The 13,324-nt window shown below is 54.2% G+C and carries 6 protein-coding genes; 1 reads left to right on the top strand and 5 read right to left on the bottom strand.

Going from position 1 to position 13,324, the window contains the following annotated elements; translation table 11 throughout:
- Window positions 1-164 precede the first annotated feature (164 nt).
- Window positions 165-380 carry a hypothetical protein gene (locus K0H79_RS01985; RefSeq protein ID WP_220077131.1) on the bottom strand — a complete coding sequence of 72 codons (216 nt, stop codon included), beginning with the start codon at window positions 378-380 and terminating at the stop codon, window positions 165-167.
- A 159-nt stretch (window positions 381-539) separates the two neighbouring features.
- The gene (gene acnB, locus K0H79_RS01980) at window positions 540-3,137 is read right to left on the bottom strand and encodes a bifunctional aconitate hydratase 2/2-methylisocitrate dehydratase (protein ID WP_220066496.1); all 2,598 of its coding nucleotides are present in this window, start codon (window positions 3,135-3,137) and stop codon (window positions 540-542) included.
- Between the two features lie 371 nt (window positions 3,138-3,508).
- Here acnB and hxpB point away from each other — a divergent pair, with 371 nt between their 5' ends.
- Window positions 3,509-4,174, top strand: a complete 666-nt coding sequence (gene hxpB / locus K0H79_RS01975; protein WP_220077130.1) for a hexitol phosphatase HxpB — start codon at window positions 3,509-3,511, stop codon at window positions 4,172-4,174.
- A gap of 75 nt (window positions 4,175-4,249) precedes the next feature.
- Here hxpB and K0H79_RS01970 read toward each other — a convergent pair whose 3' ends face one another.
- The 3 genes from K0H79_RS01970 to K0H79_RS01960 all read right to left on the bottom strand — a co-directional run bounded on the left by K0H79_RS01970 (window position 4,250) and on the right by K0H79_RS01960 (window position 13,210).
- Window positions 4,250-6,310: a M13 family metallopeptidase gene (locus K0H79_RS01970; protein ID WP_220077129.1), complete on the bottom strand. Its 2,061-nt coding sequence runs from the start codon at window positions 6,308-6,310 to the stop codon at window positions 4,250-4,252.
- A 116-nt stretch (window positions 6,311-6,426) separates the two neighbouring features.
- A complete protein-coding gene (locus tag K0H79_RS01965) occupies window positions 6,427-8,631 on the bottom strand; it encodes a patatin-like phospholipase family protein (protein WP_220077128.1) in 2,205 nt (734 codons plus the stop codon).
- A 103-nt stretch (window positions 8,632-8,734) separates the two neighbouring features.
- A complete protein-coding gene (locus K0H79_RS01960) occupies window positions 8,735-13,210 on the bottom strand; it encodes an EAL domain-containing protein (protein ID WP_220077127.1) in 4,476 nt (1,491 codons plus the stop codon).
- Window positions 13,211-13,324 lie beyond the last annotated feature (114 nt).

Raw genomic sequence — 13,324 nt, 5'->3', positions numbered from 1 at the left:
GCTAAACACCCAAATTCCGGGCTGGCTACCGCACCGGCACTCGCAGCCTTATTACGTACCCAACCAACAGATTTCATTTAAAAAATAAACTTTACTACGCTAACAGCCTGGGCTTAATCAAACCTTGGACTGGTTCATGTTTTGTGTAACGAGAGCATCAATCATCAGCCAATCAGCTTGTCCCCGAGCAGCCAAATCACGCCCACGAGTCCAATAGCAGTGCCGACTCTCCAAAGCCACACGCCAACGGGCCGAAGAAACTCTGCAGCGCGCCAAACCGGGGCCATAACCCAAAATGACTGGCCTGGGTGACGATACCAAAGCCAACCCGCCAGCGAGAGTCCAACACCAAACCAAATCAGATATAAAGCTGCGTGCATTTAAACCTCCATGTTGTTTGACAGTTAACTAAAAACCTGAGTTTGCGGGCAGCGACAACACTTACGCGCCTATGCGACTAAGATACCACCAACTCGCTGAAAAAAAGCACAAAAAAGCCGGCTTGCGCCGGCTTTTCAACTCACTAAGCGAGTCAGTACTTAGACCGCAGATTGGAAGATCACTTCACCGGCTTTCTTGGTGTAGGACTCAATCTCATCGAAGTTCAGGTAGCGGTAGGTATCGGCGGCAGTGGCGTCGATTTCCTTGGCGTATACCTGATATTCCTCTGGCGATGGCAGACGACCCAGCAGGGCGGCTACGGCGGCCAGTTCCGCTGAGGCCAGGTACACGTTGGCACCGGTACCCAGACGGTTCGGGAAGTTACGGGTAGAGGTAGACACCACAGTGGCGCCATCGGCTACGCGAGCCTGGTTACCCATACACAGAGAACAACCCGGGATTTCGATACGGGCACCGACGCGGCCGAAGATACCGTAGTAACCTTCTTCGGTCAGCTGGTCCTTGTCCATCTTGGTTGGCGGAGCAATCCACAGACGGGTAGGCAGGCTCTTGGCGAACTTGTCCAGTACCTTGCCGGTAGCGCGGAAGTGACCAATGTTGGTCATACAGGAACCGACGAACACTTCGTCAATCTTCGTGTTGGCAACGCTGGACAGCAGCACGGCATCGTCCGGATCGTTAGGGGCACACAGGATTGGCTCTTTGATGTTGTTCAGGTCGATTTCGATAACCGCAGCGTACTCGGCATCCTTATCGGCTTCCATCAGCTCTGGGTTCTTCAGCCACTCTTCCATGCCCTTGATGCGGCGCTCGATGGTACGGCGGTCACCGTAGCCTTCAGCGATCATCCACTTGAGCATGACGATGTTGGAGTTCAGATACTCGATGATAGGATCTTTATCCAGCTTGATGGTACAACCGGCGGCAGAGCGCTCGGCAGAGGCATCAGACAGCTCGAACGCCTGCTCAACTTTCAGGTGTTCCAGACCTTCGATTTCAAGGATGCGACCAGAGAAGATGTTCTTCTTGCCCTTCTTCTCAACGGTCAAGAGACCCATTTCGATGGCCTTGTGCGGGATGGCATGCACCAGGTCACGCAGGGTGATACCAGGCTGCATCTGGCCCTTGAAGCGCACCAGTACCGACTCAGGCATATCCAGTGGCATAACGCCGGTGGCAGCAGCGAAGGCTACCAGACCGGAACCGGCCGGGAAGGAGATACCGATTGGGAAACGGGTGTGCGAGTCACCGCCGGTACCTACGGTATCGGGCAGCAGCATGCGGTTGAGCCATGAGTGGATAACACCGTCACCTGGACGCAGTGAAATACCACCGCGGTTCATGATGAAGTCTGGTAGGGTGTGGTGAGTGTTCACGTCCACTGGCTTTGGATAAGCGGCAGTGTGACAGAATGACTGCATGGTCAGGTCGGCGCTGAAGCCAAGACACGCGAGGTCTTTGAGCTCATCACGGGTCATAGGACCTGTGGTGTCCTGAGAACCGACAGAGGTCATCTTGGGCTCACAGTATTGACCGGGGCGAACACCTGTCACGCCACAGGCTTTACCAACCATCTTCTGGGCCAGGGTGAAACCCTTGCCAGTGTCGGCCACATCCTGAGGACGAACGAACTCGGCAGATGCGCCCAGACCCAGCACTTCACGGGCCTTGTCGGTCAGACCGCGGCCGATGATCAGCGGAATACGGCCACCGGCGCGAACTTCATCCAGCAGCACGTCGGTCTTGAGTTCAAACTCAGAAATCACTTCATCGCTGCCATGGCGACGTACCTTGCCCTCGTAAGGGTAGATATCAATCACATCGCCCATTTCCATCTTGCTGACGTCCAGCTCGATTGGCAGAGCGCCGGCATCTTCCATGGTGTTGAAGAAGATAGGAGCAATCTTGCCGCCCAGACAGAAACCACCGGCACGCTTGTTTGGCACGAATGGGATGTCATCACCCATGAACCACAGCACTGAGTTGGTGGCAGACTTACGGGAAGAACCTGTACCTACTACGTCACCCACGTAAACCAGTGGGAAACCCTGGGTTTTCAGCTCTTCGATTTTCTTGATTGGGCCAACTACGCCTGGCTCATCGGGCACGATGCCGTCACGGGCGTTTTTCAGCATCGCCAGAGCGTGCAGTGGGATGTCCGGACGCGACCAGGCATCGGGGGCCGGAGACAGGTCGTCGGTGTTGGTTTCACCGGTCACCTTGAATACGGTCAGCGAAATCTTGTCAGCCAGCTTAGGACGGCTCAGGAACCACTCGGCGTTGGCCCAGGATTCAACCACTTGCTTGGCGTGAGCATTGCCGGCATTCATCTTCTCAACCACGTCGTGGAAAGAGTCGAACATCAGCAGGGTGTGTGACAGGGCTTTCACGGCCAGGGGGGCCAGCTTGTCGTTGTCCAGTTGATGGATCAGCGGCTCGATGTTGTAACCACCCTGCATGGTGCCCAGCAGCTCAACGGCACGCTCGGCGCTCAGGATAGGAGAAGTGGCAGTGCCCTTGGCGATGGCATCCAGGAAACCGGCCTTAACATAGGCGGCTTCGTCAACGCCGGGGGGAATACGGTTTTCAAGCAGGTCCAGGATGAAGGCTTCTTCACCAGCTGGAGGATTCTTTACTAATTCAACCAGTTCGGCTACCTGGTGGGCATCGAGTGGCTTAGGGACAACGCCCTCTGCAGCACGTTCTTCGACGTGTTTACGATATGCTTCTAGCACGGCAACATTCCTCTTTGTTTGGCGCTCTCAACGAAACTGCACGTCTTCGTGGATGAAGGCTACAGTCCGACAGGACGACCCGGATTTCCGGGCTGCAGTATACTACAGCTTTGAAAAAGTATGAATCAGCTCACACTCTTGTGCGGGGGAAATCTGCGGAAATTCTGTGGGCAAGCGGCACCTTATCCCAGCGATTAAACGCACGAAATTAGACAATAGTTTGAAACAAGAGCAAATTTCATACAATACAAAAAGTTACCAATAACCCATCCATTAAAATTCAACACACCATTTTTCTGTTAACGCAAAATTGCGCTGAAAATTTTTTTTGCCCGAGCGACAATATCGGCTCATTCAGCCGAGGAGACAGCATGTTAACCAACCGCATCGATGCCGTGATTTTTGATATGGACGGCGTACTTATCGATTCTGAGCCTGTGTGGCAGCTCGCCGAGTACGAAGTGCTGGCCGCGCTTGGGCTACCAATCAAGCCCGAAGATATTCACGAAACCGTGGGGCTGCGTATCGATATGGTGGTGGACTATTGGTATCGCCGCTTCCCCTGGGACAACTACGACAACGCGGCCGTGGCCAAACAAATTGTCGATGGCGTGGTCGCTCATATCCTGGCCGAGGGTGTGCCCATGAAGGGCGTGATTGAGGCGCTGGAATTTTGCCGTGCCAAGGGCCTTAAAATTGGCCTTGCCACCTCGTCAAGCTGGGCCATTATCGATGCCGTGCTGGATACCCTGAATATCCGTGACTATTTCGAGGCCATGGAGTCTGCCGAGCATCTCGATTACGGCAAACCCCACCCCGAGGTATACCTCAAGTGTGCCGATGCCCTCGGCGTACCCGCACGTCACTGTCTGGCGGTGGAAGACTCTTTCAACGGCCTGATCGCCGCCCGCGCCGCCACCATGCAGACCCTGGCCATTCCACCAGCCCATGAACGTGAGCAAGCCCGCTGGGCCGTGGCCCATGTGAAAGCCGAGGATTTAACCGCGCTGCCGCCGCTGCTGGCAAACCAGAGCTAACTGGCTGTAAAAATAAAATAAAAAAGCCGGGCCCTGTTCAAAACAGTGGCCCGGCTTTTTAATGGGGACAATCCGTTACCAGATCTTCACCCGCTCCTGTTCTGACAGGTACATCTTGTCGTTTTCGGTCACACCGAAGGCCTCGTAGAAGCCGGGAATGTTACGTGGCGTACCCATGGCGCGGAAGTGGCTTGGTGAGTGGTTGTCGGTCAGCAGACGACGGCCCAGCTCTTCGTCACGGTAGTTACGACGCCATACCTGAGACCAGCCCATAAAGAAGCGCTGTTCGCCGGTCAGACCGTCGATAACCGGTGCAGGCTGGCCGTTCAGGCTCATCTGATAGGCGCGCAGGGCCACAGTCAGACCACCGAGGTCACCGATGTTCTCGCCCAGCGTCAGGTCACCATTCACAAACTTGCCGGGCAGGGCCTCGTACTTAGCATACTGCTCAGACAGTTGCTTGCCACGCTTCTGGAATTCTTCGCGGTCTTTGTCAGACCACCAGTTGCGCAGATTGCCATCGCCGTCGTACTTGGAACCCTGATCGTCAAAGCCGTGGCTGATTTCATGGCCGATTACGGCACCGATACCACCGTAGTTCACCGCATCATCGGCTGCCATGTTGAAGAAAGGTGGCTGCAGAATCGCTGCTGGGAACACAATCTCGTTCATCACCGGGTTGTAGTAGGCGTTGACGGTTTGTGGCGTCATATGCCATTCGCTGCGATCGATAGGCTGACCCAGCTTACCCAGCATGTCGGCATATTCGAAGTTGGCGTAGCGTACATAGTTGCCCACCAGGTCGTCTGCCTTGATGTCCAGACCGCTGTAGTCCTTCCACTTGTCGGGATAGCCAATCTTGTAGGTGAACTTGGACAGTTTTTCCTGAGCGGCAATCTTGGTGTCCGGGGTCATCCATTCCAGATCGTTAATGCTCACTTCAAAGCCTTTGATCAGATTATGGATAAGCTGCTCCATGCGGGCCTTGGCTTCTGGCTTGAAGTGGGCTTTCACGTATTCGGCGCCCACCAGCTCACCAATCACCTGATCGGCCGCATCCACGGCGCGTTTCCAGCGTGGCGCCTGCTCTTCTACACCGGCCAGCGTCTTGGCGTGGAAATCAAAGTGCAGCTGCACAAAGTTGTCGCTCAAAAGCTCTGCAGCACCATCGGTGAGATGGAAAGCCAGATAGTCCTGCCAGGCTTCTACCGGGAAGCTGCTATAACCCTTGCCCAGCGCTTCAAAATAAGAAGGCTGACGCACAATGATGTCGGCTACCTTTTCACCCAGGCCAGCGTTGGCGGCGAAGGCTTCAAAGTCGAAGTCACCAAAGAGGCCCGTCAGTTCCTGACGGCTCAGCTTGTTGTAAGCCTTGTTGGCATCACGGGATTCAACGCGGCTCCACTGATTTTGCGCAATAAAGAGTTCGATGTCGGCGACGCTCTTGGCGGCACGCTCTGCATTGGCGTAACCGGCAGCGGTCAGCACCTCGGTCACGTATTTGGCCAGGGCTTCACGGTTGGCCACATACTTGGCATCGTCTTTCAGGTAGTAGTCACGGTCAGGCAGGGTCAGGCCGCCCTGACTCATATACACGGCATATTGGGTAGAATTTTTGGCATCGTTGTTAACCCAAAACCCGAAAGGAATGGAGCTGCCGTTGGTAAGCAGTTTACCCATAAGCCCCGCCAGCGCCTTGTGATCGCCGGCAGCCACTATGGCTTCCAGGCTTGCCTTGATTGGGGTCACACCCAATTGCTCCAGCTTGTCGGTGTTCATATAGCTGGCATAGAAGTCACCAATTTTCTGCTCGTTTGAGCCTGCAGCCTTATTCGGCTTGGCAGCGGCGTCTTCCACAATTTGCTTGAGCGCTTTTTGGCTATCATCGTACAGCACAGAGAAGGCGCCGTAGTTGGATTTGTCGGCCGGGATAGGGGTGTCTTTCAGCCAGGTGCCGTTAACGCTGTAATAAAAATCGTCCTGATGGCGCACGCCCGTGTCGAAGTTTTGCTTATCGATTCCTGAGACGGCCACGGCCTTGGTGACGGCAGCTTCAGGCGCTTTATTGTTGTCGGCACAGCCAGCCAAACCCAGCCCCAGGGCAACGCCCAGCGCCAGAGTAGATAACTTGGTCATATTCATCCCCGATATTTTTCTGTTATGTGCCCAAGCTGCGGGCGGAAAGGTCCCGCACAGCCTAACAGGAGATGTCAGGCCTTTCGAAGCGGGTTTTTGTAACTTTCTGTGAGTTGTTAAAAATTCTTTCCAACGAACAGGTAGAAGGAGCGCTGACCGTCATCGGTAAGACCAATACCAAGGGCTGCAGGGCCGAGATCGGTATCCGTGCCTATGTAGATGCTGCCGGCGTAGATGAGATCCTGCAGTGAGACATCCTTCATCTCCCACCAGACGTTACCGGCCTCCAGGCTGGCGCCCAGATAGAGTGGGTAGTCTGTCATTCCGAGGGCATCGCGCCCAAGGTCATACTGATACACAAAGGCACCAAAGACCTTGTGTGCCCCCACCAGCGAGTCTTTACGGTAGCCTGAGAGGTTGAGGAAACCGCCCAGCTCGGCGAGGTGAACATACGACTCGCCATCGTTGTCAGACGACTCCAGCGACACCTTGCCCACGAAGGCATGGTTACCAACGCCCAAAGCCCCTTTCCAATCGGCCTGAACCTGAGTGCTGGTTTCCAGTTCATAGTCGTCTATGTGATAGTCTTCCTTGCGCACGGTTACGCGCAGCGTGACCCTGTTGCCGGACGTAGGGAAGCTGATGCTGTTGAGGCTGTCGTACCCAATCTGGAAATAACCGCCATAGGATGAAAACTTCAAATCCTCCAACAACAAGGCCTCGTTGGAAATTTTGCCCCTCTCACCTGTGACCCCCAACTCAAGCTGACCCAGTTGGGCGAAATTCAATCCCAGTCCCAGGTCGATTCGGTGTGAGTCTTTATCGAATTCAAACACCTTGTTGTTGGCGTCGAAGAGTTCCCATGCAGTAATTTCATACTGATAGCGGGCCCGGCCGTAAAACTCCTGGTCACGGTCCAGTGGCTGGTAAAACTCGGTGCCCAGCAGCTTTTCGTAACCCAGTTTCAGCTCGTTGCGCCACTCTCCCCCATTATCATTGAGATTGGTCATGGTATAGGCGGTGTCCAGGGTCACTGCGGAGTCGGCCGTAAAGTCATCTTCCCAGTTAAAACCCAAATCGAAGTAGTTGGGGCCCCATGACTTGGCCTTGGTGGAGACGGTCAGAACCCGCCCTTCAGGCGTGTCGGTAAATTCGGCATCCACCCGCTCGAATCGGTTAAGGGCGTAGAGCTGGTTCACTCCCGCTTCGAGGTCCTCGCGTTTGACAACCTGTCCGGCCTTGATGCCCAGCGTATCCTCCAGCAGACTTTCGCTGACCCTGGAGTGATTGTCATACACAATGTCGACGACAGGACGCTGCATGTCATCTAGCCATACCCTGGATCTGTCCCGCTTGCTGTGTTGATATTCTGCGTATTGCTGCGCCTCAATGCCGAGGCCCTGAAGCTGCGCGAGCTGCTCCCTCGCAGCCTGTTCGCCGAGCGCCAGCGCGGTACTCATGATGCTGAAATCTGTGGTACTGAGGGCATCGATGGCCGGACGGATAAGCACGTCTTTGTCGGTCAGCAGTTTCTTCTGCGCCTCGGTACTGGCTGCGGTCAGCATGGTAGACAACTGGTTCAGCACTGCGATAGTGCTGTTCAGCTCATCATTGCCCACCAGCGGCGAGCCTATGTCCACCGCGATGATGATATCGGCACCCATGGCCTTAACCACATCCACCGGCATGTTGTTGGCGATACCGCCATCCACCAGCAATTGTCCCTCAATCAACATGGGCTGCAAGGCACCGGGCACAGTGGCCGATGCCTGCATCGCCTTGATGACGCTGCCGCTGGATAGGATAACCGGCTGACTGGTGGCCAAATCGGTGGCCACGGCCCGGTAAGGAATCGCGAGTTCATCGAAACTGGCAAATTCACGCACCACATCGGTGGACTCACGCAACAATAGCGACATGGTCTGCCCCCGCAGCAAGCCGCTGGGCGTTTTCACCTCGGCATCGGCATAGCCGATATTCAGCGGGATGTTGTACTTGTCCCTGAGCTGCTTGTCGCGATAGCTGAGTGCCTCACGGGGGATGGTATCGGAATAGCCCCGATTCCAATCGACATTCATCATGATGGCTTCAATTTCGCTGGCGCTGTAACCGAGGGCATACATGCCCGCCACATAGGCCCCAATACTGGTGCCGGCGACGTAATCTACCGGAATGTTTTGCTCTTCAAGCACCTTGAGCACCCCTACGTGTGCAGCGCCTTTTGCGCCACCACCGCTTAGCACCAAACCCACCTTGGGACGGTCTGCCGCCTGGGCAAGAGAGAGAGAAAAGAACAGCAGCAGTGACAGAGTTTTCTTCATGTGACCCGGGAGCTAAGTGAAAGGGTTGCAGTGGGCGCCATTCTAACAGACATGGCGCAATTAAGTTAAAAACATGAGTAATTACTGAACAGTAACAAACACATCAGACCTGAACGGGGGAAGCTGATGCCGGTCCGTCCAGCATCAGATAGGCATCCATATCGTCACGGGCCATCGGCTTGGCAAAGTAGTAACCTTGAATCACATGACAACCCCGGGCCAATACCTGATTGAGCTGTTCCCGGGTTTCAACGCCCTCTGCCACCACCTTGAGTTTCAGGTTGCGGGCCAGCTCGATAATACTGGAGACTATCGCCTGATCCGCCGGATTGTCGGCGATATCTATCAGGAAGGAGCGATCAATCTTCAGCAGGTTAACGTCAAAATGGCGCAGATAAGCCAGCGACGAATAACCGGTACCAAAGTCATCAATGGCAACCTGCACTCCCATTTCCCTGAGCAAGCGCAAATGATCGCGGGCAATGTGCAGCTCTTTCATCAACACGCCTTCGGTGATTTCCAGCGCCAGGTTTTCCACCGGAATGCATGTCTCTTCCAGGGTGCGGCGCAGGTTGTCGATAAAATCGGGCTGACGGAAATGCACTGCAGAGATGTTGACCGAGATTTTAAAGGGTCGCTTAAGTTTGCGACTCCAGCGCGCACCGTCCAAACAAGCCTGACGTAACACCCATTTATCTATGTCGATGACCAGGCCACAGGCTTCGGCCACCTTGATGAAAATGTCAGTACGGATAAAGCCATCCTTGGGATGCTGCCAGCGCAACAAGGCTTCCATCCCTATGACCTGATTATCATCATTCACATCCACTTGTGGCTGGTAGTGCAGGCAGAATTCCTGCCTTTCCAGCGCCTTGCGTAAATCCGCCTCCAAACGCAGGTGATAAAGGGCCTCGGCATTGCGTTCCTGAGAGTAATACTGGAAGTTACCGCGCCCCTCTTCCTTGGCATGATACATGGCCAAATCAGCGTTTTTGATCAACGCCTCAGGCTGGCGGGCGTCATCGGGCCAAATGGAAATCCCGATACTGGTGGAGATATAGAACTCGCGGCCAAAGAGTTTAAAGGGTGTTTCGATTTGGCCAAGGATGGTATTGGCCAGATGGTTCAGGGTATCCACCTCAGCGCCGTGGATGAGGACCACAAACTCATCGCCACCAAATCGGCACAGGGTATATTCGGGGTCAATACAGGATTGCAGCCGCGCCGCCGCTTCCACCAACAGCGCATCTCCCATGCCATGTCCAAAGGAGTCGTTGACGTGCTTGAATCTATCCAAATCAAGGAACATCAAGGCCAGCTTTTCTTCATTCTGGGTCGCCTTGTGGATGGCCTGATTCAACCTTGCGGCAAACAGTGAACGATTGGGCAGGCCGGTGAGCACATCGTAATTGGCAAGACGGCGCAGGTCGGCCTCGCTGCGCTTACGCTCGGTAATGTCAGAGAACACCACCACATAGTGTTGTACCTTACCCTGCAGCCCCAACATCACAGAGACGTTCAGCCAAACCGGGCACACCTGCCCGGCCGCGATACGCAGCTCCCGCTCACCGGTCCAGCTCATGCCATTGGCCAGCAAAGTCGCTATCTCGCTGCGGTTAGTACCATGCTCGGTAAGCAAGGAAATAAATTTGCGGCCGGCAAGCTCCGCCATGTTAGCGCCCAGGATAGCTTGTGCTGCACGGTTGGCGACCTTGACCTGTTCATCGGCATCGAGGATAAGCACCCCTTCAGAGGTGTTTTCAAATGCCTGTGCCAACAGATCGACTTCGTTCTGCAGCAACTTGTGCTGGGTGATATCACTGTAGATACCACTGATTTTTTCAACGTCACCGGTCTCTTTGTTGATTTGACTTGGACGTCCCCGCACTCTGAGCCATCCCCAGGTGCCAGTACGGCGCTGGAATCGGTATTCGGCATCGAAACGCTCAATTTCACCGTTGATCACGGCCAACCAGTGAGATACCACCCTGTCTCTGTCATCGGGGTGGATAGGAAACTCCTCAAAGGTGACCCTTAACACTTCCTGCTCCACAGATAACACGCCATTGCGGTTGTCCAGATAGAAGGCGTTATCTTTGCGGGTCCAAACCCAAAGATCCGAATCACTGCCACGCAAAGACTGGCGCAATCTGTCTTCACTCTCCAAAAGCGCCGTATTCATATTGCGAAAACGCTCAACCTGGCGATGCCGTATCAGAATAATGGCCAGGGTTAACAACATCAGGATCACTATCAGTGACCATTTGAACAGCGCCGTCTCCCACCAGTACTGCTGGACATGCAGACGATGAACGTATGGGGTGTCGTCCCAGATCTCATTGCGGCGGCTTAATATTTCAAGCTCCAGCTTACCGGCATCCAGTCCAGACAGATTGAGCTGAGGCTGGCCATCGAGTAGCAGGTACTTGGGTTCAACCAATTGCCCCTGTTTGCCCAACCGATATTTGAGCCGAATGGGCGAGTCATCCAAATAGTCGTTACTGGTCAGCTGCAAACTGATCATGCGGGCGCCCGGTGCTACTGTGGTAAAGTCGCTTGGCACCAGGGATTTTTCAGTGTGGTTATCATAAAAAACCGTCACCGACTCCAGAAATACCCTTTCGTCTGTGATGCGATTATTCAGGCCGTTAACGTCCAGCTGACGCACCCCGTTGGGGCTGCCCAAAAACAGTCCCTTATCTTCACGATAGGCATAGGCGCCTTCGTTGAACTCGGTATTGACGACACCGTCTTCCACGGTAAACACCTGCACTTCGGACGTTTCTTTGTGCTGACGCACCAAAGAACGAGGACAGAGGATCACACGGTAATCCGGCGTATCCAGCAGGCCAAAGGTGGTATAGCAGCTGAGTTTCCACTTTTCCTGCAAAGACTCCAGCGTATCCGTGCTGACCTGGTACTCCATCACCCCAAACAAGGATGTCCCCAGCCATAGCTTTCCAGGTGCAATTTCCAGAATATGCCCTACCTGTAAGTCGCCCTTCATTACGCTGAAAAGCTCACGCTTATCGATAAAGTAGCCATCGGCATCAAGGTAACCAAACTCATCCGGACCGCCCAGCCACAGCTTGCCATCCGCGCCCCTCAGCATGCTGTATATCGCGGGTTGGTGGCGCTCACCACTGCGGCTGACAATGGCATACTCCTGAGGATCAAACAGGCCAGGCTCCCAGTAGTACAAACCGGTTGCGGTTAAGAACCACAAGCGCCCCGGGATCCCCGGATCTTTGTAAACCTGAAATATCCATTTGCGTTTCAACGACTCACTACCGTGGCTCCACTCATGGAACCGCTTGGTAGCATGGGTAGTTTTATCCTGTAAAAACAGCCCATTGGTAGTGGCGAGCAACAGGTATTCACTATTCAGTGAGGTGATGGCATAGACGCTGTCATTGGGCTCAAATTCTTCAGGCGTGCTCAGCACCGAGCCGGCTATCCCCTCTTGAACGCTGACAACGCCCGCATCCGTACCGAACCAATAGCGATTGCCTTCGGTGAAGATTGACCAAATCATCTGATTGCCCAGTGAATAGGGCGGCTGATCGTTAAAGGTTCCCCTGAGGAACGTGGGCCTATCAACCGCCAGCACCAAGCCCTCGCCGGCGCCGCCCAACCAGATTAACCCCTGATTGTCGATAGCAACGTCCTGAACATAATCAATATTGGCAAGTTGACGCAGATCGCTGTCGAATTTTTCGAAAGTCAGTTCGACCGGAGACCACTTCAGCACCCCCGAACGACTCGCCATCCACAGGTTGCCTTTACCATCTTCATTGATGGCAGTGACATAGAAAGGTACCTGGGACACAGGCAAAATCTGCTGGGTGTCGGGCAGTACTTCAAACAGACCTTCGCTCGAGGTAAGCCACACCCGCCCGGCCCTGTCGCGGTAAAGGCGTTTGGCCTGACCGGATGCCTCTACCCAGGGTAAATCCACCAGCTTTTCGCCCTTGGCGGAGCGAATTTCCAGATGATAGGGCTTGCCTAAAATGAGTTGCCCTGAGGGCAGATAAAGCAGTTTATCCCAAAGAACATCGGGGTCCTGCTGCAGCTGAATGACCTTCTCCAGTTGCCAGTTCTGATAGTCCAGCTTCAGCACTTGGCCCTTGCTGTTCAGCAGCATCAAGGAATGTTGATCGACCACAGTGCGATCAATAATGCCGCCCCCTTCATATGCGGGCAGTAAGGCGGCGCTGCCGATTTCTTCGAAGGTATCTGAGGGAATATGGTAGCGATATAGGGTGTCAGATACGCTGACCAGAAGATACTCCTGACCCAACGCGACCACGTCCATGATGTATGAATCGTTGAGGCGGTTTTCCCCCTGGTGGGAATCAACCCTGCGTACCATGGTTTTACTGACCCGAAACAGGCCATCTTCGGTAGCAACCCAGACAAACCCATAGCGGTCGAAGGTAATGGAGTTGATCATGCCATTGGACAGGCCATCGCGACTGGCAAAAATCCGCTGCACAAATTCACCGCCATAACTGGCGTTCAGCCAAGGCAGCATAAGTACAAACATCAGCAGCAGAGATTGAGCAACTTTTTTTATCATAGTTGTTATCGCAGCACGACCCGAACACCAAGCACAGGCAGAAACTAACTGCCTAACACCAAGAGATAATTACACAAATTTTACACCATTCACAAATAGAGCCATAAAAAAAGA

The organism is Shewanella sp. FJAT-52076 (assembly GCF_019457455.1).
Taxonomy (GTDB): Bacteria; Pseudomonadota; Gammaproteobacteria; order Enterobacterales; family Shewanellaceae; genus Shewanella; species Shewanella zhangzhouensis.
The sequence above is the reverse complement of the archived record's forward strand: the minus strand, read 5'-3'. Positions and strand labels throughout refer to the sequence as shown.